The sequence below is a fragment of the Pseudomonas frederiksbergensis genome, from assembly GCF_900105495.1.
GTDB classification, from domain to species: domain Bacteria; phylum Pseudomonadota; class Gammaproteobacteria; order Pseudomonadales; family Pseudomonadaceae; genus Aquipseudomonas; species Aquipseudomonas frederiksbergensis.
Genome location: NZ_FNTF01000002.1, coordinates 1,725,337 through 1,752,184 on the forward strand (window position 1 = coordinate 1,725,337; position 26,848 = coordinate 1,752,184).

General features: G+C 59.0%; 23 protein-coding genes. 11 read left to right on the plus strand and 12 right to left on the minus strand.

The features are described from left to right. Positions 1-69 precede the first annotated feature (69 nt). From fis to prmA, 4 genes are all read right to left on the minus strand, one after another. The gene (gene fis, locus BLW70_RS08290) at positions 70-390 is read right to left on the minus strand and encodes a DNA-binding transcriptional regulator Fis (RefSeq protein WP_007907419.1); all 321 of its coding nucleotides are present in this window, start codon (positions 388-390) and stop codon (positions 70-72) included. Beyond that, positions 387-1,397, minus strand: a complete 1,011-nt coding sequence (gene dusB, locus BLW70_RS08295) for a tRNA dihydrouridine synthase DusB (RefSeq protein ID WP_008153758.1) — start codon at positions 1,395-1,397, stop codon at positions 387-389. The genes fis and dusB overlap by 4 nt, the downstream gene beginning before the upstream one ends. A 185-nt stretch (positions 1,398-1,582) precedes the next feature. Continuing rightward, positions 1,583-2,791: a DUF3426 domain-containing protein gene (locus BLW70_RS08300; protein WP_074873427.1), complete on the minus strand. Its 1,209-nt coding sequence runs from the start codon at positions 2,789-2,791 to the stop codon at positions 1,583-1,585. 30 nt (positions 2,792-2,821) lie between these two features. Beyond that, entirely contained in the window at positions 2,822-3,700 is an 879-nt protein-coding gene (gene prmA, locus BLW70_RS08305; protein ID WP_074873429.1) for a 50S ribosomal protein L11 methyltransferase, read from the minus strand. Between the two features lie 189 nt (positions 3,701-3,889). Between prmA and BLW70_RS08310 the strand changes: the two genes are divergently transcribed. After that, the gene (locus BLW70_RS08310; RefSeq protein WP_074873431.1) at positions 3,890-7,864 is read left to right on the plus strand and encodes a dermonecrotic toxin domain-containing protein; all 3,975 of its coding nucleotides are present in this window, start codon (positions 3,890-3,892) and stop codon (positions 7,862-7,864) included. An 81-nt stretch (positions 7,865-7,945) separates the two neighbouring features. Here BLW70_RS08310 and accC read toward each other — a convergent pair whose 3' ends face one another. From accC to gcbA, 8 genes are all read right to left on the minus strand, one after another. After that, positions 7,946-9,301, minus strand: coding sequence for an acetyl-CoA carboxylase biotin carboxylase subunit (gene accC, locus BLW70_RS08315; RefSeq protein WP_074873432.1), 1,356 nt, complete (start codon positions 9,299-9,301; stop codon positions 7,946-7,948). 17 nt (positions 9,302-9,318) lie between these two features. Beyond that, the gene (accB, locus tag BLW70_RS08320; protein WP_008153753.1) at positions 9,319-9,780 is read right to left on the minus strand and encodes an acetyl-CoA carboxylase biotin carboxyl carrier protein; all 462 of its coding nucleotides are present in this window, start codon (positions 9,778-9,780) and stop codon (positions 9,319-9,321) included. 48 nt (positions 9,781-9,828) lie between these two features. Next, positions 9,829-10,281, minus strand: coding sequence for a type II 3-dehydroquinate dehydratase (gene aroQ / locus BLW70_RS08325; RefSeq protein ID WP_074873434.1), 453 nt, complete (start codon positions 10,279-10,281; stop codon positions 9,829-9,831). Positions 10,282-10,412: 131 nt separating this feature from the next. Then, positions 10,413-12,152: a protein-disulfide reductase DsbD gene (locus BLW70_RS08330; RefSeq protein WP_074873436.1), complete on the minus strand. Its 1,740-nt coding sequence runs from the start codon at positions 12,150-12,152 to the stop codon at positions 10,413-10,415. A gap of 62 nt (positions 12,153-12,214) precedes the next feature. Next, positions 12,215-12,673: a hypothetical protein gene (locus BLW70_RS08335; protein ID WP_074873438.1), complete on the minus strand. Its 459-nt coding sequence runs from the start codon at positions 12,671-12,673 to the stop codon at positions 12,215-12,217. Further along, positions 12,651-12,989 (minus strand): polymorphic toxin type 44 domain-containing protein, encoded by a 339-nt coding sequence (locus BLW70_RS08340; protein ID WP_074880467.1) that lies wholly within the window; start codon positions 12,987-12,989, stop codon positions 12,651-12,653. Before BLW70_RS08340 ends, BLW70_RS08335 begins: the two co-directional genes overlap by 23 nt. A gap of 145 nt (positions 12,990-13,134) precedes the next feature. Next, positions 13,135-15,129: a methyl-accepting chemotaxis protein gene (locus BLW70_RS31665; RefSeq protein ID WP_459564924.1), complete on the minus strand. Its 1,995-nt coding sequence runs from the start codon at positions 15,127-15,129 to the stop codon at positions 13,135-13,137. A gap of 52 nt (positions 15,130-15,181) precedes the next feature. After that, positions 15,182-16,852, minus strand: coding sequence for a diguanylate cyclase GcbA (gene gcbA, locus BLW70_RS08350; RefSeq protein ID WP_074873440.1), 1,671 nt, complete (start codon positions 16,850-16,852; stop codon positions 15,182-15,184). A 326-nt stretch (positions 16,853-17,178) separates the two neighbouring features. Here gcbA and BLW70_RS08355 point away from each other — a divergent pair, with 326 nt between their 5' ends. The 10 genes from BLW70_RS08355 (at position 17,179) to BLW70_RS08400 (ending at position 26,810) form a co-directional block, all read left to right on the plus strand. Then, positions 17,179-18,330: a DUF2515 family protein gene (locus BLW70_RS08355; RefSeq protein WP_074873442.1), complete on the plus strand. Its 1,152-nt coding sequence runs from the start codon at positions 17,179-17,181 to the stop codon at positions 18,328-18,330. After that, positions 18,327-19,010, plus strand: coding sequence for a hypothetical protein (locus BLW70_RS08360; RefSeq protein WP_074873444.1), 684 nt, complete (start codon positions 18,327-18,329; stop codon positions 19,008-19,010). Before BLW70_RS08355 ends, BLW70_RS08360 begins: the two co-directional genes overlap by 4 nt. 17 nt (positions 19,011-19,027) lie before the next feature. Next, positions 19,028-19,534 carry an Hcp family type VI secretion system effector gene (locus BLW70_RS08365; RefSeq protein WP_074873446.1) on the plus strand — a complete coding sequence of 169 codons (507 nt, stop codon included), beginning with the start codon at positions 19,028-19,030 and terminating at the stop codon, positions 19,532-19,534. Next, positions 19,531-20,007, plus strand: a complete 477-nt coding sequence (locus tag BLW70_RS08370; protein ID WP_074873448.1) for a hypothetical protein — start codon at positions 19,531-19,533, stop codon at positions 20,005-20,007. The genes BLW70_RS08365 and BLW70_RS08370 overlap by 4 nt, the downstream gene beginning before the upstream one ends. 151 nt (positions 20,008-20,158) lie before the next feature. Next, on the plus strand, positions 20,159-21,226 hold the full coding sequence (locus tag BLW70_RS08375; protein WP_074873450.1) for a DUF2333 family protein: 1,068 nt from the start codon (positions 20,159-20,161) through the stop codon (positions 21,224-21,226). Between the two features lie 3 nt (positions 21,227-21,229). Continuing rightward, positions 21,230-21,787: an NUDIX hydrolase gene (locus tag BLW70_RS08380; protein WP_074873452.1), complete on the plus strand. Its 558-nt coding sequence runs from the start codon at positions 21,230-21,232 to the stop codon at positions 21,785-21,787. A gap of 178 nt (positions 21,788-21,965) precedes the next feature. Further along, entirely contained in the window at positions 21,966-22,337 is a 372-nt protein-coding gene (locus BLW70_RS08385; RefSeq protein WP_074873454.1) for a translation initiation factor Sui1, read from the plus strand. A gap of 218 nt (positions 22,338-22,555) precedes the next feature. Then, positions 22,556-24,469: an arginine decarboxylase gene (speA, locus tag BLW70_RS08390; RefSeq protein WP_074873456.1), complete on the plus strand. Its 1,914-nt coding sequence runs from the start codon at positions 22,556-22,558 to the stop codon at positions 24,467-24,469. Positions 24,470-24,702: 233 nt separating this feature from the next. Further along, positions 24,703-26,031, plus strand: coding sequence for a type VI secretion system Vgr family protein (locus tag BLW70_RS08395; RefSeq protein WP_074873458.1), 1,329 nt, complete (start codon positions 24,703-24,705; stop codon positions 26,029-26,031). Continuing rightward, positions 26,028-26,810: a DUF4123 domain-containing protein gene (locus BLW70_RS08400; protein WP_074873460.1), complete on the plus strand. Its 783-nt coding sequence runs from the start codon at positions 26,028-26,030 to the stop codon at positions 26,808-26,810. The genes BLW70_RS08395 and BLW70_RS08400 overlap by 4 nt, the downstream gene beginning before the upstream one ends. The last annotated feature ends 38 nt before the right edge of the window (positions 26,811-26,848 follow it).

Genomic DNA, 26,848 nt, shown 5'->3' on the forward strand with positions numbered 1-26,848 from the left:
AAAAGCAAGGGAAGTCAGCAAAAAAGGCGACCGTTTTTACGCGGGCGCCTTTCTGGTTTGATTGAATGCTTACAGCAAATCGTACTGCTTGAGTTTCTTGCGCAGCGTGCCTCGGTTCAGTCCGAGCAGCTCACTGGCCTTGGTCTGGTTGCCCTTGACGTAGTTCATCACGCACTCGAGCAGGGGAGCCTCGACTTCGGAAAGCACCAGGTTGTACACATCCGTGACGGCAGCGCCCTCAAGGTGGGCGAAATAATTGTGCAGCGCCTTCTCGACACTCCCGCGAAGGGTCTGACCTTCTTCGCTCGGGGTATTGAGGTGCTGTTTCAAATTCACGTTGTCGCTCACGGGTGTTGTTCCACTCACTAAAGTCTCGGTCATCATCGTCATGCGGCCACCTCGTCTCCGTCCCCTGTCAGGCTCTTGTAACGTTCGGCGAAGAAGCCCTGAACGTTGGCGCATTGTGCTTCCGTATCTTCCAAACGATTGAAGTGGGCGCGAAACTCCCTGGCGCCCGGCAAGGTTGCGAGATACCAGCCCACATGCTTTCGAGCAATGCGTACGCCCATGACGTCTCCATAGAAGACGTGCAGCGCGGCCAGATGCTCAAGCAGAATGCGTTCCACCTCGATCAGTTCCAGTGCCGGGAGTTTCTCGCCGGTACGCAGAAAATGATCGATCTCACGAAAAATCCACGGCCGCCCCTGGGCAGCCCGGCCTACCAGCAGGCCATCGGCACCGGTCGCATCGAGCACGTACCGGGCCTTCTCGGGTGAATCGATATCGCCATTGGCAAACACCGGAATCGACACGGCCTGCTTGATCGCGGCGATGGTGTCATACTCGGCTTCGCCGGTGTACAGGTCGGCACGGGTTCGGCCATGAACCGCCAACGCCGTAATGCCTGCCTGCTCGGCGATCTTCGCCACGGTCAGGCCGTTCTTGTTGTCCCGGTCCCAGCCGGTGCGGATCTTCAGGGTGACCGGCACATCAACCGCGGCCACTACGGCCTGCAGGATCTCGGTCACCAGTGCTTCATCCTTCAACAGCGCGGACCCGGCGGCCTTGTTGCAGACCTTTTTCGCCGGACAGCCCATGTTGATATCAATAATCTGTGCGCCAAGCTCTACGTTGGCCCTGGCCGCATCCGCCAGCATCTGTGCATCACCACCGGCGATCTGTACCGAGCGGGGCTCGGGATCACCTTCGTGGATCATGCGCATCCGCGATTTGCGGGTGTTCCACAAGCTCATGTCGCTGGTGACCATTTCCGAGACTACAAGTCCTGCGCCCAGTCGCTTGCACAGCTGACGAAAGGGTTGGTCTGTGACCCCCGCCATCGGGGCGAGAATCAAGCCGTTGTGCAATGTGTAAGGACCGATGCGTACCGCCGACATAGGACTTCCCTGTTGTGGGGTCGGATCATGAGAGTTCGAAAAAGGGTTGGCATGATACCCGCTCTCGATGACTGGATAAAGGCTGAATTGAACAAATTCTGAACAGTTACTCTGTTATCGCCAGCGGTTTGATATGAGCGGTCAGAGTCGCAAATTGGCCGTCAATGCCGTAACACTGAACCGTTTCACTCGGGCGAATGGAAGCTCAGGCTGTAATTCACCGCTTTTGAGCCTGGATCGAGGATATCCAGCGCGATGTGGATCGGCGTTTGCGGGGGCATTTCCGCCATCCCTTCGAGATCACCATTGAGGTACTCGCCGGGCTTGAAGCGCCGGCTGGCGATCAGGTGGCCGTTGAGGTCGGCAAAACGCAGCTCCAGCAGCGGGAAAGGCTGGGAGAAGGGCGCGCGATTGTAGATGATCGCGTCAACTACCAGTGCGCCCTTGAAGTCCGGGTGGCTGCGGACCACCAGGTTGCTGCTTTTGATTTTGGCGATGTCGACTTTGGAAGGCACGGTGCAGCCGATGTGCGGGCACAGTTGCTGGAACCACGGACGGTACTGGTCCTGGCGTGCCAGCTCGTCAAAGTGGTAGGCGACGTATTGACCGGCGAGGCCGGCGACGCCGAGCAGAATCAGCAGCAGCCAGAAAAAGCGTCGACCCCAGGGCGAGCGGCGCTTTTGCCAGTCCAGTTGCAGTGGGTCATCGGTCAGGTCTTGCAGGGCTTCGGCGCGGGCCGCCGGCCCACGTTTTTTGCGCGCAGGCTCGATCGATGGCAGGTCATCGTTGATGTGGTCGGTCGCCGACAGGCGTTCGTGATGCAGTGGCGCATCGAGTGGATCGTGCAGGCGCAGCTGTGGCGGCACATGTTCATCGTCCAGCTCTACCGGTTCCAGGGACAGCGAAGGTTCGGTGCGCGAGTATTTGCCCGGATCGAGTTCCAGCTCTGGCAAGTCGGTTTCAGTGGTCTGCGCGCGATCGGCGGCCGATTCGCTGAACAGGCTGTCGGGCCACGGTTTTTCTTCGTGCTCGACGGTGTCTCGGCTGGCACTCAGGTTGTCTTCGCGCTGTCGGCCGAATTCGGTGGTCGGCTGGATTTCCCGTTGTTCGAGGCGGGCTAGCTCTTCGTCCAGGTCCAGGCTGTCCAGATCCAGTTCGGCTGCCGACCATTGCTTTTGGCTGATGGCCCGCGGCTCCGGCGGTTCGACGATGGCCGGGGCGGCCGGCGTGATCGCGTCCTTATCGGTCCGTTGTTCAAGCAGCTGCTTGGCGGCGTTGAACACCTGCAAGCACGAGCCGCAACGAACCACTCCACGGGCCACGCTCAACTGAGCATGGCTGACGCGGAAGCTGGTTTGACAATGCGGGCACTGGGTGACGAAGCTGTCGGTCATGCGGCAATCCGGTATATGCAGGCGTTCATTCTAGCGCCGACGGCCAGTGATGCGCACCCAGCCATCGCGATTGGCGATCGGGTCCAGGTCGAAGTCCTCGGCGTAAGCCCTGGCGACTTCTTCACCTTGCTCGGCAAGGATCCCCGACAGCGCCAGGCGACCGCCGGGCTTGACCAGGCTGGACAGCTGCGGCGCCAGGGAAACCAGCGGGCCGGCAAGAATGTTGGCCACCAGCACATCGGCCTGAACCTGCGGCAAATCTTGCGGCAGATACAGCGGGAAGAGTGTTTCGGCAATGTTGTTGCGCCCGGCATTATCGCGGGAGGCTTCCAGGGCTTGCACGTCGATATCGGTACCGACGGCTTCCTTGGCGCCCAGCAGCAGGGCGGCAATCGCCAGAATCCCGGAGCCGCAGCCGAAGTCCAGAACATTGCAGTCTTTCAGGTCCTGGCCGTCGAGCCATTCCAGGCACAGCGCGGTGGTCGGGTGGGTGCCGGTGCCGAACGCGAGGCCCGGATCCAGCAGCAGATTTACCGCGTCAGGCTCTGGCGCGGCGTGCCAGCTTGGAACGATCCACAGGCGCTGGCCAAAGCGCATCGGCTGGAAACCGTCCATCCAGCTGCGTTCCCAGTCCTGGTCTTCGATGACTTCGCTGTGATGCTCGGGCAGCGGGCTGCCGGTCAGCAACTCAAGGTGGGCCAGTACGGTGGCGGCTTCGGTGCCACCTTCGAACAGGGCCAGCAGGTGCGTGTGCGACCACAGCGGGGTGGTATTGAGTTCCGGTTCGAAGATCGGCTGATCTTCAGCGTCCATGAAGGTCACCGATACGGCGCCGACTTCAAGGAAAGCATCTTCGTAGGTTTCGGCTTGTTCCGGGCTGATGGCCAGACGTACTTGCAGCCAAGGCATGGCGGGCACCTTTGAAAAAAATCCGTGGGGCAGCCCAAGGCTGCAAAGGGGCGCAGTTTACGCCAGGTCGCCAGCAAAGTGGACAAGCCAGTTTCCTGTTACAGATTCCATGCCTGGATATACATATGTAAGGCTTGCACGTGTTTGTCGGCGAATAGAGTGAAAGCTCATTTTGCAGGAACGATAGTGATGGATTACATGACGGATCAACAAGAGATCGTAAACGATGAGGCGCTGCCAGTTGTTCCTCCGGCGGGCACGGTACAAGCGGTTCTATTGAGGTTGACGCAATGGCAGGCACTGATCGACAGGCGCTTGCGCAGTCAGCTGACCTTGCTGGAAGCAATGGAACGGTTCGCGTTGGTTGAACTGCGTAGCCACTACCCGCAAGGCAACATCGATGCAAACTTCATGACCTCCCTGGTCAATGCGGTGCTGCAACAGATCATCGACCGCAAACCATTGGTTTTCCTGCCAATGCTGGATGCGCCGTACCGCTGGCCAGGCGGGGCGGACCTGGCGCTGCCGGCGGATCGCCGTGAGGTGGTGATCAAGACTGTGGCAGCGGTGGCTTCGTATTTTGTCGATCAATACAAGCAATACCTGCGCGAACACTGGGAAACCACGGGGCAGGGCACCGGCTTTGACCGCCTGCTGGCGCGAAAGCTCAAGCGCTGCATCATCGCAATTGATAAAACCTTCCGGTCCGACCGACTGACTGGCCTGAAGGCCGATCAGTTGCGAGACAGGCTTGAAAAGCTTCAGGAGACCAACGTCCGAAGGTATCGTCTGACCGCGCTGGCAACATCCCGGGAGCGCAAGAATCTTGAGGCGATCTCATTCTCACAGTTGCCTCATTGGCTGCAGGTGCTGAGCGAACCTGACCGGGATCAGTTGGGCGACTATCAGGAACAGGCGACACAGGCCCAAGGATTGGTGGATGAATTGCTCGATGGTTACGGCTCGTTGCAGGCTTATGCACGGCAGCAAGCCATAGACTACATCCGGCTCAAACTGGATATGGAAGTTGAGCCGGACAGCATTCAGGTGCAGTTAATGTGGCGGTCGGCTGTAGGTCAGCCGATCCAGACCCGCAGCCTGAGCGAACTGTTGGCGGCAGGACCGATAAGAGAGGATTGCGCGTCGGTGCTCAAGGTGAGCGAAGATATTTCATTGCGCAACCAGTCCCTTGAGCCGGCGTTCATCAGCGAAATGTTGTCGGGTCAGGATTACCCGGCGCAATACCTTCAGGCGCTGGTGGAACAATACGGTCGTGAAGACTTGAAAAGCGCCATGGTCGACTGGTTCACGGTGCGACTCAGGCAAAGCGCATTTATTGCACGCTGCGCGGGTCATATGACCTTGGCCGAGCATGACCAGCTCGAAAAGCTATGGCACAGCAATGCTTCCGCACAACCGTCGACAAGTCTGCATGTAGCCGGCCTGACCCTGCCAAACGCCATGAAGTGTGCCGACCTTTTGCTGTTCTACCGCGAAGGCGCAGGAGGTGAAGTTAGTGATTTTCTGCTGTATGCCCCCAACAAACCGGACGGTCAGGAGTGGATCCGGTTGGCTACGCCCAAAGCCCTGAGCTGGGAGGTTGGGGGGTGGACCCGGGACGAGGCCGGTCGCGAGTATCTGTTGCAGCAACTCTCACCGGACGACCGTCGCAGAGCACGCGAGTACTTTGTCGGCATCTCGGCCAAGCCGGGCCTTTGGGATATCAGTCGCGATCTCAGGAGGCCGGCAGCGGCGTTTGTCGATTGCGTTGGGGATGCCGTATTGACGGGCCTGGCTAATAATCTGGCGCAGGTCGAACAGGACCATTCGCCTCGCTGGTATTCGACGCTCTCGCTTGATGCCCGGCGCAGTATCAGCAGCCTCAACCAGGAGTTTGTGGTGCATCAGCAGGTCTTCAACGATCTGCTGGCAGAATATGAGGTCTTCATTGATTTTGCCAAACGCACTGTCGCCCAGGGAGTCACACCTTATCTGCGCAGCAAGGGGGTGCTGGAACCGGTGGACCCGGCAACGGTGCTTGTCGATTACAACCCGGGACTCTTCGATGGCAGTTCACAGGTGGCCAGCCTGCTGGACCTTGCCATCCGCGGATACGATGACAACTGGGGAATAGACCATCCAAAAAGAGGTGTGCGCTCGTCGGTCGGTCAGGACTTGAGCCTGGTTCGCAGTGCCGATCTGGCGTTGTACATCCGCACAGCCTATCTGGGTGAGAAGTACGCCAGCGAGATTCGTGGCCGGTTTCTTGACTCGCGTGACTCTAAATACTATGAGCGCCGATATGCCTATCTAAACGTGCTGCTGTCGAAAATGGACCGTGATCTGCGTGTGGCCAGAAGCAAGGCTCAACTGAGCGACAAGGTGTTCTCATCACTCATTCGGCAAGTCACGCGGTTGAGCGCCCCGGTGGCCGCCGTTGATGGATCTGTGTCGAGCGTAGTAACGAGCGATGGCGTGATCAAGTTCACCATCCGTGGTCATGTCGTGTTGGGCGTGTACGTGTTTGCCCTTTTCGATCCCGACGGTTCCTATTGGTTGTACACGCCGGACGCCCCCGACGGCGTTACATTCCGCGAGTATCAGGGGTTGCGCGGTGAGACCGCAGCACAATTGCATGACTACGTGATGGCGCGGGTGGCGAACTCCGCGCGGCAAACAGTCCAGCGATCCCTGCAGGCGCTGGCGGCGAACAACATGACTGTTGATACGCTGTACGAACATCAGCGTGTGGGCGACGCCAGGGCCGAGTTCAATGCTTACATCGAACGTTCCGTCACTGATGTGGAAGACATCACAACCAGTCGTGCCGAGATGATCAAAAACCAGGTGTTCAAGGGGCTGATGTTGGGGGCTGTGCCTTTTTGCATGGTTTTTCCTCCTTTTGCCTTGCTGATGGACATCGCGTTTATCGCCATCAGCACCGAACAGGCAATCAAGGCACATCGGGAAGGCGACACGCAGGGCGCACTCGGTCATTGGCTGGTCGCGTCCTGGGGCGCGCTGTTCGCCGTGGTCGGCGCCCGCAGTGCCGGCAAGTTGCTCGGGCGAGCGCTCACGAACCTGAAACACGCGACTCGGCCAGTCTCATTGCTGACTCAGCGTCTCAAAAGTACGGCGCCGCTGGCTGTCAGGGAAACGTTGCCTGTGAGTCGGACGCTGCGCCTCAAACCAAAGCAGGCGGTCAGCAGGGCGCCAGAGAGTCTGGAGAAGGTCACCGACGAAGGCATTTTTTACGGCACATGGCGCAGACCGGCCAGCGCAACACAACCGCAACCCGCTTACTACATACGCAGTAAGGGCAGGTACTACCAGGTTAAGAAAAGCCCTCACTTTGATGGCTTGTGCCTGGTCGACGCCAGTCGTCCTGCAGCGATCTACAATCCACCCGTACGTCTGACGGCGGCTGGCAAGTGGGTACATGACAAGGTCGGTCTGAGGGGAGGCAACGGTAGAGTCCGCAACCTCGGCAGCGTGGACAATCTGCGAAATGCTTTTCCCGGGCGCGTCGAACCGGTAGTCAACAGGGGGGCGATGCAGGGGGAAGCCGTTGTGGCGCGCTTCGCGGCAGGGGCGATGGATAACTATCTGTTTTCGCTAAATGCACAGACGTGCGTGATCGCATCGCTGTACAACCCGACCACGAAAATCGGTGCTGTCATTCATTTCGATCACAATATTCGCGCGTTGATCGAGCGCAGTCTCAAGGATGTGATGCAGCGTCTCGGCGGGACGGCGAAGGATATTCGCAGCACCTTGGTGGGCGGGGACTGGCTGACAGGAACCGACATCGGCGGTCAGGTCAGAAGCGTGATGAGGCAGCAAGGCTTGCAGCCGGCCTGGGATTACTGGTCGTATTCTTCTTGCCTGGGCAACAACTACGCGGTTTCGCTGAATTTGAGCAGTGGTGTCACCACCGTATTCAAGACATCCATCAGGCAGGTCGACCGTTATTACACCCCCATCCTGAGGCGCGCGGGACAAGGTACCGGCCCGGTATCAGGGCGGGCGGATATGTTCATGAGGCGTTTTCGTCAAAAGCCGCTGCACGAGAATGCATCCGGTGTTGTGGTCGATTCGAGTAACCGGCCGGCGAGTCCGGAAAGGGTCGAAGGGCAGGCCTTCGCTATGGTGTTGCTGAGCTGATCCGTTCATTTCCGTGGTGAAAAACCATAAAAAAACCCCGGTTCAAATGAACCGGGGTTTCTATTTGCATCGTTTGCTGCCTTACGACTGTTTGGCCAGCTTGTGTTCCAGGTAGTGGATGTTGATTCCACCTTTGCAGAAGCCTTCATCGCGGACCAGGTCACGGTGCAGCGGGATATTGGTCTTGATCCCGTCGACAACGATTTCGTCCAGCGCATTGCGCATGCGCGCCAGGGCTTCGTCACGGGTTGCGCCGTAGGTGATCAGCTTGCCGATCAACGAGTCGTAGTTCGGCGGAACGGCATAGCCACTGTACAGGTGCGAATCGACGCGAACGCCATTGCCGCCTGGTGCGTGGAAATGCTTGACCGTGCCTGGGCTCGGCATGAAGGTTTTCGGGTCTTCGGCGTTGATTCGGCATTCCAGTGCATGACCGCGGATAACCACGTCTTCCTGGGTGTACGACAGCTTGTTGCCAGCGGCGATGCTGAGCATCTCCTTGACGATGTCGATGCCGGTGACCATTTCCGAAACCGGATGCTCAACCTGAACGCGGGTGTTCATTTCGATGAAATAGAACGCGCCGTTCTCGTACAGGAACTCGAAAGTACCCGCACCACGGTAGTTGATGTCGATGCAAGCCTTGACGCAGCGTGCGAGGACTTCAGCCCGTGCCTTCTCGTCGATGCCCGGTGCCGGCGCTTCTTCGAGAACCTTCTGGTGACGACGTTGCAGCGAGCAATCGCGGTCGCCCAGATGGATGGCGTGGCCCTGGCCGTCGGAAAGTACCTGGACTTCCACGTGGCGTGGGTTGGTCAGGAATTTTTCCAGATAGACCATCGGGTTGCCGAACGCCGCGCCAGCTTCGGAGCGGGTCAGTTTCGCCGAGGAGATCAGGTCTTCTTCTTTATGCACAACGCGCATGCCGCGACCACCGCCGCCGCCAGCGGCCTTGATGATCACCGGATAACCGACTTCGCGACCGATGCGCAGAGCCGTTTCTTCGTCTTCCGGCAACGGGCCGTCGGAACCCGGAACGGTTGGAACGCCAGCCGCGATCATGGCGTGCTTGGCCGATACCTTGTCGCCCATCAGGCGAATGGTGTCGGCTTTCGGGCCAATGAAGGCGAAGCCGGAGTTCTCGACCTGTTCAGCGAAATCAGCGTTTTCCGCAAGGAAGCCGTAGCCAGGGTGAATGGCGGTAGCGCCAGTCACTTCAGCCGCGGCGATGATTGCCGGGATGTGCAGATAAGAATGCGCGGCCGAGGCCGGGCCGATGCAGACGGATTCGTCTGCCAGACCCAGGTGCATCAGCTCTTTGTCAGCCTTGGAGTAAACGGCGACAGTCTTGATGCCCATCTCTTTGCAGGCACGCAGAATCCGCAGGGCGATCTCACCGCGGTTGGCGATCAGAACTTTTTCCAACTTCGCAGTCATCAAAGTTTCTCCGCGGTTCAAACGATGGTGAACAGCGGTTGGTCGTACTCAACCGGCTGGCCGTCTTCGACGAGGATAGATTCGATCACACCGCTGGATTCAGCTTCGATGTGGTTCATCATCTTCATGGCTTCGACGATGCACAGGGTGTCGCCTTTCTTCACGGTCTGGCCGACTTCAACGAAGGACGGCGAGGATGGCGAAGATTTGCGATAGAAGGTACCGACCATAGGCGAACGGGCAACGTTGCCGTTCAGAACTGGCGCGGCCGGAGCAGCAGGTGCGGCGGCGGCAACCGGGGCAGCAGCAACAGGCGCCGGCGCCGGAGCATGCATTGGAGCCGGTGCGTAGTACTGCTGAGCCGGGGTCTTGCTGTGACGGCTGATGCGTACGGACTCTTCGCCTTCCTTGATCTCGAGCTCGTCGATGCCGGACTCTTCCAGCAGTTCGATCAGTTTCTTAACTTTACGGATATCCATGAATCATCAACTCCCAAGGGTCGGTCAGGGGCGTTTAACGCTTGTAGTTCAAGTCGTTGCCTGTGTTTCAAGCTGTTCTAATGCGGCCTCCAGGGCCAGTCGATAACCGCTGGCGCCAAGGCCGCAGATCACTCCCACCGCTACGTCGGAGAAGTAAGAGTGATGGCGGAAAGGTTCGCGTTTGTGCACGTTAGACAAATGCACTTCGATGAATGGGATGCTCACCGCCAGCAGCGCGTCACGTAATGCGACACTTGTGTGTGTAAAAGCTGCTGGGTTGATCAGAATGAAGTCCACACCTTCGCTGCTGGCAGCGTGGATGCGGTCGATCAATTCGTACTCGGCGTTGCTTTGCAGGTGCAGCAAATGGTGGCCGGCTTCACGGGCACGGCGTTCCAGGTCCTGGTTGATCTGCGCCAGTGTCGTAGCGCCATAGGTGCCCGGTTCACGGGTGCCGAGCATGTTCAGGTTGGGTCCGTGCAGAACCAGTAGCGTCGCCATCTGCTGTTCCTTGTTGTCTGTGTGCAATTGTCAGAACCCGGCGACTATGCCGCAAAGCCTTTGTGACTGTCCAGTTCTATGCAATAGCCAGCACGATGGCCGATGTTTGCGCGAAATATGTGACCGGGTTATTAAATCCGGTCATTTGCTTTCGCAACACGTTCGGCGAAGTCGGTGGCGTTGATCTCGCCGATCACTCGCACATCGGTGTGTTCGACGCCGTCCTTGCCGAAAAACATCAGCGCTGGCGGGCCGAACAGCTTGTAGCGGTCAAGCAGGGCGCGTTGCTCGGCATTGCTGGCGGTGATGTCGAAGCGGATCAGTCGATAGCCTTTGAGAAGTTCGACGACCCTGGCGTCGTTGAGCACCTTATGTTCGATGACTTTGCAACTGATGCACCAGTCGGCGTACCAGTCGAGCAGCAGCGGGGTGCCCGACGATTTGGCTTCGGCGAGGGCGCGGTCCAGGTCGGCCGGAGTGCTGACGGTTTGCCAGGTGCTGGTGTTTTGCGGCTGCTCATTGCCGGCAACCGTGCGCGGCTGGCCAATCGGATTGAGTGGATCGGTCTGGCCGCTGAACGCTCCGTACCAACACGCCAGCGCATAAAACAGCAGGAACATCCCCAGCAACTGGCCCAGGCGTTTTCTCGGCGGTTTGTAGACGAACTCCAGCGCGCCCATGAACAACCCGACGCCGCCAGCCAGCAAGCCGATCAGCAGCAACGTGATCTGGCCCGGCAGTACACGACTGAGCAGACCGATCGCCAGCCCCAGCAACAGAACGCCAATCGCGTTTTTCACATAGATCAGCCAGGGGCCGCTTTTCGGCAGCCAGGCGGCGCCGCCGGTGGCGACCAGCAATAGCGGGGCGCCCATGCCAAGGCCAAGCATGAACAATTTCAGACCACCGCCCACTGCATCGCCACTGGCGCTGATGTACAGCAGCGCGCCGGCCAGCGGTGCCGAGACGCAGGGCGACACCAACAGGCTGGAAACCACGCCCAGTACGGCAGCGCCCCACAACGAACCACCTTCGGTGCGACCGGCGATCCGGTCCAGCCGACTGCTGATAGCGTGAGGCAGCTTGAGTTCGAAGACGCCAAACATCGCCAAGGCAAACAGCGCAAAAAACAGCGCAAACGGCACCAGTACCCACGCCGATTGCAGCCGCGCCTGAAGATTGAGCTGTGCGCCGAACATCCCCATCAACGCCCCGAGCAGGGCAAAGCAGATGGCCATTGGCAGCACATAAGCGAGGGACAGAGTGAAACCGCGCAAACCACCCACCTGACCGCGTAACACCACGCCGGACAGAATCGGCAGCATCGGCAGCACACACGGTGTGAACGTCAGGCCTACGCCCGCGAGGAAGAACAGCGCCAGTTCGCGCCAGCTCCAGGCCGCAGCCCCGCCTGTATTACCATCAATACTCAGGCGCTCGGTCTCGGGTGGATAGCACAAGCCTTTGTCGGCGCACCCCTGGTACGTAACCGCCAGGGTAAAGGCGCGTTGATCGCTGCGCGGCAGTTCGATGTCGAGAATGCCGCGGTAGACCTCGACATCGCCGAAATACTCATCGTGCTTCTGTTCGCCCTTGGGCAGTTGTGCGGCGCCCAGGCCAACATCGGCCGGGTCGGCGCGAAACTGAAAGCGGTGCCGGTAGAGGTAGTAGCCCTCGGTGGCGACGAAACGCAGTTTGATCGATTGCGGTGTGCTTTCTATCAGGCTCAGTTGAAACGCTTCACGCACCGGCAGAAAGTCGGCGCTGTTGTTGATCGAGCCCAATGTCGAACTGGGCCTACCGTCCAGCAAACCGGCGGCGGAGGCCGGCAGGGCGAGCACTAAAAACAGCAGGCAGAGCAAACGGCGCATGACAATCTCGCGTATCGAAAGTGAGGGCATGATAGCGGACGGCGACGCGTGTTGCCTCGCTCCTACGGCAATGCGCTGGAGTGGTTGCACAGGTTGATAGTTACAGGGGTGTAGTGAGTGTTGTCGGTATGCCGAAACAGCGTGCTGCTGTGATATTCGTACACCTCATGGTTGGTCGACACATTGATGACCGTGCCTTGGACATCGACCTTTATGGCTGGGTCTCGGGTGACGAGAAACGGACCAGCAGTCTTGAGTTCAGACACTATTTGTTCATCGGATGTCAGTTCACGATAGGCATAGTATCGATAGCTGAACGGCACCGTTGCTCCGCCTCGATCATCCTTGACGCCGTAGATGAAGCCATTTTCGCCAAGGGGTAGTTTGAGTACGACCTCGGTCAGCACCGGGGGGCTGGAAGACAAAAGCCATGTCCAGCCGATGTAAACCAGGCATGCCGCTAGCAAACAAGTGGTGACGATTGTGTATCCGGTTTTTTTAGTAGTTCCTGAACCGGGCATACCTGACTCCTTTTTTGATCCATTCCTGATCCGCTGGATCATCGCCAAAAGGAGCCTCGCTCCACCAGCTTCCAAATTCTACTTTTGTCGTTTTTGCCTGTGTCTGTGCAACACCGGCTGCACGTAACAGGACACTTTCGGAAAATCCCGCAGCAATCCCGGCCGCGCCGTAATTGAAGTTACCAAAAGCTTCATAGTCAGAAGACAGTTTTTTGTAATCCCAAGGGCCGCGATTTCTGACCTGGGTATAGAACCAGGAGTAAATGAATGCGGATCCCTCTTTCAAAATCTTTTTCTTATGGAAGGCAACTGCCATGTTTTCCTCCACAGATACGCCTGGGGCGAAGGTGGAACTATCACGGGGCACTCCTAGCGCACGATTAATTGAAGCGCCAAACCCTAGCATCAACACGACGACTAAAAACCACTGCATGGCGAAATAGGAATTTTCATACAAGCGCTTAGGCGGCGACGGTCCAGATCGTTCGCTGGATTCGGGCCCCGCAGCCTTTAGACCCGAAAGGCCTGGACGGCGGTATGCAAGCGTCCACCCAGCACCAACAAATTCTCCCCTGCACGCGTCCCTCGCCGATGCGCAGCAAGTTATCCCCGCCCAATTGGTGAATCCGCTCACTGTGATCGCGGATTTCACTGACGGCGCCGCTCTGCTGGGCGGTGACATCGGCGATGCGTACGGCGGTGTCGGAAATGGTCTGGATTGCACCGACGATTTTATCCAGTGCACCGTCGGCGGCCTGGGCTTGATTGGCGGTGGCCTCGGCGTGTTCGACCTGGGCGCGCATGCCTTCCACCGATTGGCGCGCCGCGGTTTGCAAACCGGCGATTAACGTCTGGATCTCTGCCGTGGCACCCGCGGTGCGTTGCGCCAGTGAACGAACCTCTTCAGCCACTACTGCAAATCCGCGCCCCATTTCCCCGGCTCGGGCCGCTTCGATGGCGGCGTTCAGGGCCAGCAGGTTGGTCTGGTCGGCAATCGAACGGATGACCGTCAGCACGCCGCCAATGGTGGCCGACTCCTCGGCCAAGTGTTCTATCATTTGCGCGTTGCCTTGCACTTCGCCGACCAGCGCGTGGAGCCCGGTGAGGCTCAAGCCGATGACTTTCTGGCCTTGCTCCACCGCCAGCCCGGCATGTCGGCTCGCGTCGGCCGCCTGGCTGGCATCGCCGGCAACTTGTTGAATGGTCGCTTCCAGTTCGCCGAGAGAATCACGGATCAGTGCCGTGTCGCCGGCCTGATGTTCGGCGCCGCTGTGCAGGTCGTTGCTCAGTTCGGCCAGGGTTCGGCTACTGCCGGCAACCTGTTCGGCGTTGAGGCGAATGGTCCCGACCAGGTCCACGAGGTATGCGCGCAAGCGATTGAGCGATGCTTCGATGTCGTGCAATTCACGGTTGGTTTTACCCAATTGAATGTCTCGGCTGAAGTCGCCCTCGGCCCAGGTCGAAAGCGCCGGGGCGAGGTTGGTCAGGGTCCGGGCCAGTTTCCGTTGCAAGGTGTCGATCAGCAAAGCAATCAGCAGGATCAAGCCGATCATCACGCCTTGCATCAGCCGCACTTCGCCCTGGATCTGTCCGTGCTGGGCGCGAACCACCGGCTCCAGCCCGGCAATGGCCTGCTGCACGGCGGCGATTTTCAGGTGAGTGGCGGCGCTGAGGTCGGAGCGTTTCTGGATCTGGTCGCGAGTGCGCGCCAGTTCGGCCGGGTAGCGCGTGAGGAGGCTGTTCAGTTCACGCTTGAGGCCAACGCCTGCATCCTCGGCAACAGCTTTGTCGGTGTTCTCCAGGCCCATCATTGCCGCGAAATCATCGGTGCCGGATTCGCTGCTGCTGGCTACACCCAGCAGCGGCAAAGCACTCAACAATTCAGCCTGAGTGCGGATGTTGGCGAGTTCACGCTCGACATCGGCGGCCAATTCGCTGCGGCCGCTGCTGACCAGTTTGTCCCGGGCCAGAGACAATTTGCCCAAGTGCTGGGCAGCGGCGAGCAACGGCGTCAGATACGCCGCGTCAGCGCTGGCGTACCGGCTGAGCTGATCGAGGCTGGCGCCGAGTTCGCGTTCGGCCTGAAGCAGCAGCGCTTGCGGATCGCCGGCGAGTTTGCCAGCGGCCAGCAGGTCGGTTTTGCTGAATTCTTCGAGGTTCGACAGGCTCGGGCGCAAGGTGTCGGCCAAGGCCGGCGGCAACTCGCCGAGCTCCTTTTGCACGCCGTCGATGGCCTGACTGGCACTGCTCAGGCGCAGGGCATCGCCGCTGGCGAGGTAGTCGCCGATATTGCGCGCGACTTCATTTTGAAATTGCTGGGACAAGCCCAGGTAACGCTCCATCAAAAGATAGGGGCGCTCCAGGGCCTTTTGCGACCACCACAGTGTGGCGCCGAGGGCCACGCACACGGCGACTAAAAGGAGGGTATTGAGATTGGTCAGCAGCTTCAGGCGCATCGCGGGTCTACCAACGGCAGAATGTTAAGCGCCTGAATTTATTGCGTTTGTATTACAGGGTTATGACCGAATGGGTCGATTCCGATGAAAAGGTGGCACTTTGCTTTGATGTTCGCGCAGCCTGCACACGATTGCGTCCGGCGTCTTTGGCGCGATACAGCGCTTCGTCGGCCTGGCTGGCCATCATCAGGCTGTCGGAGTGTTCACACAGTTCCACCACGCCGGCGCTGAACGTGCACCAGAGGTCTTGCGGTTGAGCCGGGTAGTGAATCTCGGCAAAGCGCCGACGGATTTCGTCGAGCACTTTGTGGGCCGATTCGAGATCGGTGTCCGGCATGACAATCGCGAACTCTTCACCGCCGTAACGGCCGATGAAATCGGTCTTGCGCAAGCGTTGCTTGAGAAACAGCGCCAGGCTCTTGATCACCCGGTCGCCCATGGGGTGGCCGTGGCTGTCGTTGACTCGTTTGAAGTGATCGATGTCGAGCATCGCAAAGCTCAGCGGTTTGCTCTCGCGACGGGCGCGGAACGAACAGTCTTCGAGCAATTGCAGAATGTGCGTGTGGTTGTACAGCCCGGTGAGGCTGTCGCGGACCATCCGCGCTTTCAGATTGCGTGCCCGCGCCGCGCGGTTGCGCACGGTGGTAATCAGGTGCCGGGGCTTGATCGGTTTGGTCAGGAAGTCGTCGCCGCCCTCGCTCATGGCGTCGAGCTGTTTGTCCAGATCGTCTTCGGCCGACAGGTAAATGATCGGTACGCTGACGTAACGGTCGTTGTGGCGGATCACCTTGGCCAGTTCAGTACCGGTGCAGGCCGGCATGTACATGTCGAGGATGATCAGGTCTGGCTGGAAATCCGCCAGCTCGGCCATGGCCTGGATCGGCTCGATCAAGGTCCGCGTAACGATCCCGGCACTGTTGAGCAGGCGCTCGGTGTGCAAGGCCTGGGCGCGTGAGTCGTCGATGATCAGCACTTTATAAGGTTCGTACTGGGCGACACAGGTCAGGACTTCGATTTTCTCCAGCAGGCTCGAGGCTTCGAGGGTGCCGGTCAGAAATTCCTGGCCACCGGCACGCACGGCGGCGAGACGGGTCGGGGTATCGGTTTCGTGCAGGCTGAAGAACAACAGCGGCAATTGATGATCGAGGCCTTCCTGGGCTTCGGCAGCCAGTTTCAGGCCGATGCCGGTGCCACTGAAGTCCACGTCCATGACGATCGCCGCGGGCAAGCGCTCGACCATCGAAGAGCGGAACGCCGCAACGCTGTCGAGGGCTTGCGCGCTGAGTCCGAAGAATTCCAGTTGTTTGGCCAGGCGCTCGCCACGGTCATGATCCTGCAGCATCACGTAAACCGGCTTGCGCAGGGGTGGCAGAAAGGTCTGGTCCAGCTGATCGCCATGGCGCAGGCCAGTACGTGACAAGCGTTGCATCAAGCGATTGAGGTCAGTGATCAATCCGCTGCTCAGGCGTCCGCGATTGGCATCGACAGCCTCCAGCGACTGACCGATGTGGCGCGCCAGCTGGGTGTGTTCAGGTTGTTCGAAGCGCTCGGCGAAACGCAGCAGGCGCAGGTTGGCCTCGCTCAGTTCCGATAGGTCGGTGGTGGACCACTCGCTGCGTTGCAGGCGCTGCCATATCTCAAGAATTTGACGTGCCTGATGAATTACCCGCTGGGCAAAGTGGTGCTTGAGGCGCTCACGGCTGGGGTCTTCTGGCTCGGTCATATCCTGACAACTAGTTAGGGGGCATGCTGAGGTTGACTGGTGGCTCTATGCTAGCACCTCTTTTCCATCGCATGAGTGTCGTACGTCAATTAACTGTAAAGCGACCTGATTCAGTTAATGACCGATGAGTCTCCGCCAGGGCGTCACTGGCCGATAGAGCCAGAGGAATCTGGTGATTCAGGACGTTTCCTGAACATTTCAAGGTTATTTCCCAAGGCTCTGCGAGCCTCGTCTGTCAGGTATTTCTGATTTTTCGGTCAAGCGATCCGGTCGGGAATTGCGGCTGTTAGGGTTCAGGGATTCCCTTAGTCGCTCGTCCGCAAACCATGACCCAGTGTTTCAAGGAACACCCCATTGATGATCAGCGCCTGAACCACAACAGCACACCCGTTGCTGACTGTGAATGCAAAGAGGTGCGACTTTATGGCAGCAAGACCCTTATTACCGACGTGCCGATTCTTACGTGCTCATGCCTCTGGCGTACCTTCCAGCGCGAGGCGGAAGAAATTGTCGCGCCTGATGGCGTATTGATTTCGGACCCCGTTGGGCGCAACCGCGCTATCAATGCGGCGTACGCTCGACTGTGGTTGCACGACTCGCGGTTTCAGTGGGCCGGGTTGGCGGCGTTTGCCTCCAAGCAGGTCGGTTGCGGATTGTTGCATGCGGCGGACAGTATCGAACTCATTCGCGAGGAGCGTGAGGCACGGCAGCGTTTGCGGGAAAGCCGTCGTGAGTCAGGGTTGTTGACTCGGGGCCGGATGGCCGAACAGGCAGATGAATTGCGTGACTATAAAGAAGCTGACTCGCGCAATCCGGTGCCCTCTGTGGATTTCCGTCCTCAAGGGGAGGACATGTCGCTCGTTCAACAGCAATTCCGGCATGTGCACGACATGATGGCGCTGGGCAATACCGCGCTGTTTCTGGACGTTTATCCGCTGCATGAGTTTTATGCGAAGCGTGGGTTGGGGGAGTTGAAGAAGTGCTTGGGAGCACGGGTCGAAATTTATGGGCATCCGAAGTTTCCGGTGCTTTGGCCAGTGGGGCAGGAAAAGCTTGAGTTCGGGAAGTTTTACTCCGAAGTTTTGTTGGCATTCGAAGCAATCGAGGCCGGCGACATAGGTGCGAGTGTGGAGTATCTGGCCTGGCATGAGCAGAACAATATCCTTCAGCCAGCAATTTACGAGGACCATCAACTGGTGGCTTTGCTGCGTGCCAACCATGCGTCCTTTGTTACGGGCTTTCCTTCAGGCGTTGCCCAGGCCATTGAATTGACCCTTACCAGCCAATGCCAGCGAGTCGAGGACGGTCGCACCATCGGTTTTGGCAACAACCCGCTGGCGGACTTGTCGGACATTAAGCAGCGAATGGCATTCGTTCTCCAGGCCGCGACACGCTTTGATCAAATGCTCAGCGATCACAACCGTAGCGCATTAGAACAGTCGATCAACGAGATCGCATCGGGTGGTAGCAGGCTATGAATCTGCAACCAAGGCTGTTCGGCTGGCGCTGCGGTGCATACCTCCTGCTTCTGGGGGGCTTGACGTGGGCCGCCCTACATCAGTTGACGCAACCTCTGTGGGATGAACCCGAAATCGTCCTGGAAATAGGTGGGACGTATGAAGAATTGCGCAAGAGCTCTTCAGCCCCCTTTAGTCCGGGGATACGCGGGCACATCTGGTTCGGCATTCCCATGACCGATGCAAGATTGCGATTCGTCGACCCGCAGTTCGGGTTCAGCACACCTGCGGCGCGTTATTTTGCCGTCGGATTCAACGACAATGTCATTTACAGCCTCCGCATGTCCCCACAGATCGAACCGCTCCTGATTGATGACGCGCTTAAAGTCGTTCTCGACCTGCAAGACCAATGGCGCGCAAAAGGTTGGGTGGCCAAAGGGCTGCGAAACAATCCCGTAATCGTCGATACCCCTGAATGGCGGGCCTACCTGAGGAAAGGAATTTTGCACGGGCGATCCTACTGGCAAGCCGGCGATAAGTATCAGGTCTCGCTGGCACTAGGCCGCTTCGAGGATTACCGAAATCCGACTGAAGAGCGCTACCTCATCACCCTCGCGCTCGCCAAACCCTGGGTGCCCTTTGACGAAATCGAAGACATGTACGACGAGCCCAGTCACTTCCCCGCCCCGCAACCCAAATAAAAAAAAGGAGCCCCACCATGCCAACCCCCGCCTTCATGACGCTCAAGGGTGAAAGACAAGGATTGATCAGCGCAGGCGCTTTCACCGAAGCATCAGTGGGAAACGTCTATCAGTTGGGCCGCGAAGACCAGATCATGATTCAAGCCCTGAGCCACGGCATCTTCGTACCGAAAGGGTCGGGAGCCGGGCGGCGGATGCACAAACCCTTGGTCATCACCAAGGCCATCGACAAGGCGTCACCGCTGATCAATATCGCGCTGTGTTCCGGGGAGTTGCTCAGCCAGTGCCGCGTCGAGTGGTATCGGACCTCGGCTCACGGAACGCAGGAGCATTTCTACACGATGGAGCTGGAAGACGCGGTGATCGTCGGCGCTGAAGTGCTCATGCCACATTGCCAGGACCCCGGCACTGCTTACCTGACCCAGCTGGAAAAGGTCCACTTCAGTTACCGACGGATCTATTGGCGGCATGAGATCAGCCGGACCATGGGCTCCGATGAATGGCGCGCCGAGGAGCAGGTATGAGGCTGGTCAATGAGTTTCATTTGTCTGCGTGGGAGCGCGAACAGGCTTATTCCAGTGAACAAGCGCTGGATCACGTGCGCCAGGCATTGCTTGATCGGCAACCCATCGATGGCCTTGAGGAGTTGCGTGCGGGGCTGCTGATCGATATCGACAGCGAAGTGCTGGAACAGCTTGAACGTGGATCGTGGTGGTTGGTCCGGGCTGAGGCGGACTACGGCAACTGGCCGTTACCGGTGCGGACCTTCGATCAGAAGGTCATCGAGTTGATGAGAAACCCGCCCGCCCAGGCCTCACGATCGCCAAGGATTTTTCGCCTCGTTGACAGCGTGACGGCCGAGCCGCTGGCGCAGCAGCCATACATCGCAACCGTGGACGGGCAGTCTGTCCAGAGGAAAACCGACGGCGAAGGCATCGCCCATCTTTTTACATCGGGCGAGGTGCGGCAGATTTCAATGAAGGTCATCGGCGTATAGCGCACCAGGGGACACTTGAGTATCGGCAACGATTGCCGCAGGTTCGGCTGTAATTTTTCGGGATTAACCGAGCGACGGGTGCCGGCCAAAGGCACGTTGTTGTATGGTTGTGGTCGAACCGATGAACTCAAGTGATTGAAAGGATATCGCCATGCTGGACTGGAAGAACCGCGCGGGCAGCGCGCCTGAACGTGCCGCTGAACCGAAGTCGGCCACCCGTAGTTACCTGGGTGGCCTGTTGTTCAGTCGGGCGCTGGCCACTCTGATTGGCCTGTACTTGCTGGTGGCTATTGCGCTGGGCTGGTACTGGAGCCAGGAACCTGCGCTGTTTCCGGTTCAGCAGAATGCCCAGATGGCCGCCGAGAAAGAAGGCAAGCAAATGGTCATCGGCTACACCACGGTCGAAACCCTCAAGACCGTCGCCGGTACTTTGCTGACCAAACCGGGTGGCTATATTTCCAACGACCGTTTCCCGCCGGGCCTGTGGATGGATAACACGCCGAGCTGGGAATATGGCGTGCTGGTCCAGGTCCGCGACCTGACGCGAGCCTTGCGTAAAGACTTCGCCCGCTCGCAATCGCAATCTGCCGAAGACTCCGATCTGGCCAAGGCCGAGCCGCGTTTCAACTTCGACAATAAAAGCTGGGTACTGCCATCCAGTGAGTCCGAGTACCAGGAAGGCATGAATTCCCTGAGCCGTTATCAGGCACGCCTGTCCGATCCGTCGCAGAAAAACGCACTGTTCTACGCCCGCGCCGACAACCTGAACAACTGGCTGGGCGATGTCGGCACCCGTCTGGGTTCGCTGTCGCAACGCCTGTCGGCCAGCGTTGGCCGGGTCAAGCTCAATACCGCGTTGAAAACCGAAGTCGTCGCCCCGGGGCAGGTGCCGCAGGTTGACGAAGAAATCGTCGAAACCCCGTGGATGCAGATCGACAACGTGTTCTATGAAGCACGCGGTCAGGCCTGGGCCTTGTCCCATCTGCTGCGTGCCATCGAAGTCGACTTCGCCGATGTGCTGGCCAAGAAGAACGCCACGGTCAGCGTGCGCCAGATCATTCGTGAACTGGAAGCCTCGCAGGAACCGGTTTGGAGTCCTATGATCCTCAATGGCAGCGGCTTCGGGGTGCTGGCCAACCACTCGCTGGTGATGGCCAACTACATTTCCCGGGCCAACGCCGCAGTGATCGATTTGCGTCAATTGCTCAATCAGGGCTGAGTCATGGTCGATAGCGCCAGAGAGGTCGCGCACCGCGCGGCCTCGGATGCCGAACAGATCGCCTGGGTGGACGAACAGGACAACCTGCTCGGTGCCCTGGTCCGCTCCGACCTGCGTGAACGCGGGCTGATCGGGCGCGGCACTTACATCATGCTGTTCAATTCCGCCGGTGAACTCTGCGTGCATCGACGCACGTTGAGCAAAGCCATTTATCCAGGATTCTGGGACGTGGCGGCGGGGGGCATGGTGCTGGCGACCGAAACCTACGCCGAATCGGCTGCCCGCGAGCTGGAAGAAGAGCTGGGCGTGAGCGGTGTGGAACTGACCGCCCATGATCACTTTTACTTCGAAGACACCGGTAATCGGCTCTGGTGTTCGGCGTTTTCGGCGGTGTGGGATGGTCCATTGATCCTGCAACCGGAAGAAGTCCTTGAAGCGCGCTTCATCCCTGTTGATCAAGTCCTGCTGGAAATCCAGCAAAAGCCTTATTGCCCGGACTCTCTGGCCGCCTTGAAGCGCTATCTTCAGGCCCGTGGGGCGGACGTCGCAAAAGAGGCATGAATTGGCGCCGATTGGCTCTTAGCAAGTCGGCTTTTTGCCGTTACACTGCGCGACCTTTTCAAGCTGAACCGGCATTGGCTGGCTCAGTAGCGCTGCCCCTGCCTGAGTGGGGCTTCGCGGTCGATGGCTCCCTCCCGGGTTGCCGCGACCAGTCTTTGTCCTCCCAAGAGGATTGCCGGTGGCCAAAAAAGCCGCATCCTTCGCCGCCCTTGGTGGGCTGGTGTTTTCCACCGACGCAGGTCGTCATTGCCCGGATTGCAGTAAACCGGTGGATGCCTGCATCTGCAAACAGACCGTTATCCCGGCCGGCGACGGCATTGCCCGCGTGCGTCGCGAAAGCAAGGGCCGTGGCGGCAAGACGGTGACCACCATCACTGGTGTGCCGTTGGCCGAAGAGGCGCTCAAGGACCTGGCCACGACGTTGAAAAAACGTTGCGGAACGGGAGGGGCGTTGAAAGACGGAATCATCGAAATCCAGGGCGATCATGTCGAGCTACTCTTGGCCGAGCTGATCAAACACGGTTTCAAAGCGAAGAAGTCCGGCGGCTAGCAGCCTCTGTGAAAACCACCCTCGGCTTGATCCAGTCCTGATCCGATTCAGGTTTGGCGTCGTCTACATGGTTTTCACAGAGCCTGTTCTGACCGGTTTCTAAACTCACTGCGGTCAGCGAGGTCTATCCCCTCGTTGACGAACCGTCATTTTCATTCTTTAGACTGCGCCGGCCTGAACCCAGGCGACGCTCTATGACTTCTTTATAGGGGACTTCAATGTCCGTACGACGCACACGCAAAGACGATGGCAGCCAATGGACAGTTGCGGACAGCCGCAGTGTTTACGGGATTCGCCATTGGGGGGCCGGGTACTTCGCGATCAATGACGCCGGTCGCGTCGAAGTTCGTCCGAACGGTCCGACCAGTTCGCCTATCGACCTGTTCGAGCAAGTCGACCAACTGCGTAAAAGCGGTTTGTCCTTGCCGTTGCTGGTGCGTTTCCCTGACATTCTGCAAGACCGCGTGCGTCAGCTGACCGGCGCGTTCGACGCCAACATCGAGCGTCTGGAGTACCAGAGCAAGTACACCGCGCTGTACCCGATCAAGGTTAACCAGCAAGAAGCGGTGATCGAGAACATCATTGCCACCCAGGACGTGTCCATTGGTCTTGAAGCCGGCTCCAAGCCTGAGCTGCTGGCCGTGCTGGCCCTGGCGCCGAAGGGCGGCACCATCGTCTGCAACGGCTACAAGGATCGTGAATTCATCCGTCTGGCGCTGATGGGCCAGAAGCTCGGCCACAACGTGTTCATCGTGATCGAGAAAGAATCCGAAGTTGCGCTGGTGATCGAAGAAGCCGCCTCGCTCAAGGTCAAGCCTCAGGTTGGCCTGCGCGTGCGTCTGTCGTCCCTGGCGTCGAGCAAGTGGGCTGACACCGGTGGCGAGAAATCCAAGTTCGGTCTGTCGGCGGCGCAATTGCTGTCGGTGGTCGAGCGTTTCCGCGCCGCTGGCCTGGATCAGGGCATTCGCCTGTTGCACTTCCACATGGGCTCGCAGATCGCCAACCTGGCGGACTACCAGCACGGCTTCAAGGAAGCGATTCGTTACTACGGCGAACTGCGCAACCTCGGCCTGCCGGTGGATCACATCGACGTCGGTGGCGGTTTGGGCGTGGACTACGACGGTACGCACTCGCGTAACGCCAGTTCGATCAACTACGACATGGACGATTACGCCGGTGTCGTGGTCGGGATGCTCAAGGAATTCTGCGACGCGCAGAACCTGCCGCACCCGAACATCTTCTCCGAAAGCGGCCGTTCCCTGACCGCTCACCACGCCATGCTGGTGGTTCAGGTCACCGACGTCGAGAAACACAACGACGACGTGCCGAAAATCGACAATAAGGAAGAACTGCCGGAAACCGTGCAGTGGCTGGTTGACCTGCTGGGCCCGACCGACATCGAGATGGTCACTGAAACCTACTGGCGCGCCACTCACTACATGAGTGATGTTGCGACCCAGTACGCCGATGGCAAGTTGACCCTGGCCGAGAAAGCCCTGGCCGAGCAATGCTACTTCGCCGTGTGCCGTCGCTTGCACAACTCGTTGAAGGCGCGTCAGCGTTCGCACCGTCAGGTGCTCGACGAACTCAACGACAAGCTGGCCGACAAGTACATCTGCAACTTCTCGGTATTCCAGAGCCTGCCGGACACCTGGGCCATCGGCCAGGTCCTGCCGATCCTGCCGCTGCACCGTCTCGACGAAGAGCCGCTGCGTCGTGCGGTGCTGCAAGACCTGACCTGCGACTCCGACGGCAAGATCAAGCAATACGTCGACGAGCAGAGCATCGAGACCAGCTTGCCGGTGCATGGCCTGAACGAAGGTGAAGACTACCTGCTGGGTATCTTCCTGGTCGGCGCCTACCAGGAAATTCTCGGCGACATGCACAACCTGTTCGGTGACACCGACTCGGTGAACATCTATCAGAACGCTGACGGCAGCGTGTACCACGCGGGTATCGAAACCCACGACACTATCGAAGACATGCTGCGTTACGTGCACTTGTCGCCGGAAGAGTTGATGACCCACTACCGCGACAAATGCGCCAGCGCCCGCATCACCGCCGCCGAGCGTACCCAGTTCCTCGACGCATTGCGTCTGGGGCTGACCCGTTCTTCTTACCTGTCTTCTTGAGGTAAGGCACTGCGCTCACCAGGTTGTCTGAAAATGTTCCGCACGTATCGGAAATTTCAGATGACCTGGTGAGATGCTTCTCGGATTTCACGCGAAATGACTTACATTCCTGGCCATCCAAGTGATGTGGTCTTCTTTTCGCGTAGGTCATTTCCTAAGTTGTACTTCGGCACTCTACTCGGCCAACTCTCTCGGAGAGAATCCCCGGCCGCCCCTCCTGTAGAGAATCGCCGATGTTCGATCCAGTCAACGAGCCGTCATTTCGTCTGGATGTAGAGGGTCTGCCCGACCCCTTTGAGGTCTTGGCCTTTACCGGTAGAGAAGCCATCAGCGAGCCTTTTGTGTTCGACGTGGATCTGCTGATCGATGACCCCACACTCGACCTTGCAAGCCTGCTGTACCGTCCGGCCTTTTTGCATGTCGGGCCAGCGGGAAATGGCTTCCACGGACAATTGCATGAACTCGTCCAGTGTGACCATGACCTGGTTGTCAGGCTCTGTCGCGTGCGTCTGGGGCCGAAGCTGGCATGCCTTTCCCTGCGCTTCAGTCAGCGAATTTTCAGCGCGCGCTCGGTGCCGCAAATCCTCAGTCAGGTGCTCAAGGAGCACGGTATCGTCGGCAAGAGTCGGCGCTTTGAGCTGAGTGGCGATTACCCGCCCCGTGAATTCTGTACGCAGTACCGGGAATCAGACCTGCAATTTATCCAGCGTTTGTGTGTCCAGGAACGGCTTCACTACCATTTCGAACACGACGCGCGCGGGCATTGCGTGGTTTTCGGTGATGGTCAGGGGCACTTTCGTTTCAGCGAGAGCGCGGTTTTCCAGGTCGAGAGCGAACAATCGGCCGTGCGGCAGTTCAAGCTTCTGGGGCGCGCTGGGCAACCAGCCGCGCCGATTGCCGAAGGTCGAACGGACCTGGCGGCGCTGCGCAGCGGGCAGTTGATGCCACTGTCCGGTCATCCGATCGCCGACTGTAATCATCTCTGGCTGCTGACCCGGGTGGAGCATCAGGGCAGCCAGGATTTAACGCAGTCCTACAGCAACCAGATCCATGCGATTCACTGGCAGGTGCCTTTTGTCGCGCCTCATTGCGCAGTGAAACCCAGGATGCACAGCCTGCAACGGGCCTGGGTGGTCAACATCGATGAGGCATGCCCCGATCCGTCCAGACCGGTTGCCGTGCAATTTGACTGGCTTTATCAGGGCGAGGGCGCCGTGCCCAGTCACAGTTGGCTGCCGGTGGCCGCTGAACTGGGCGACGCGGCAGTCGAGCAGTTGGATGAGGGTGCAGAAGTGGTTGTGAGCTTTATCGAGGGGGATCCGGATCAGCCGCTGATTACCGGGGTTCTTCACCTTCCTTCGTCCGTTGACGACATTGATAACGACGGCCCGCTGCACACATCTGAGGTCGAGGAAATCGGGGGCTTGCTGGCGCTACTGCAATCGAGCGAACCATTGATGTTGCTATGCCTTCTGCCCGGTGGCGGCAGTTTCAACCATTGCACGCAGGTCCTCTGCACCTGCCGGGCCGCGAAGCGGTTTGGCCAGAGCGGTGCGGCATGATCGTCGCGCCCCCGCAATGGCTATTGCTGGATGTGCCGGGTTCGCCGCAGGCGGGGGTGGCGCTGCAACAGCAATTTGCGCATGCCCGGTGGTTCTGGTTGTTCGAAGGCACTGAGTGGCATGCGCTACATGAACACGGCCCGGCCCTGATCGACCTTCGGACATGCCCGGCGCTGGCCGGGTTGTGCCACAGCGAAGTGCCCCTCTGGCGCGGCTTGCTGATGGCCAGCGAGGTGTCGTCCTCGCAATTGCTGGAGCATTTGCGCCGCATGCTCACGGTCACAGTCGGTCTGCATCACCGAGCCTTGTTGAGTTACTACAACCCGCAAACGGCCAGTTACTTGTTCGATGCCTGCGATGCGCAGGAGCTGAGTCGCTGGCTGGGTCCTGTCAGCCATGTGCGTTGGTTCGGCGGGACGTGGGCCGACCGCGCGATCGGCAGTCAGGGCTGGCAGCAACTGGTCAATCCGGGGCTTGCCGTCAGCCCTTTGGCGGTTGAAGAAAGCCTCAGTCCGCGTCAGCAGGAAAAACTGCAAACCTGCCTGCTGGAGCAACATGCCTGGCACTGGAGTCGATCCACCGGGACTGACTACAGCACGCTGTGGGTCCACCTGCAGGAAGGGTTGGCGCTGGGGTTTACCGAGCGCCCGGTACTTGATGACTGGTTATGGCTACGATTGCAGTACCCCGGCGCTTTGCCTGGGCATGCGTTGCCGGGACTCACCCAGCAGGAGCGTCTCGATAGCCTGCGCAACCGGTGGCAGAACGATCAATCCTGAACGCACCGGTGCTCTGGCGTGCCGGTGCATACCTGTAT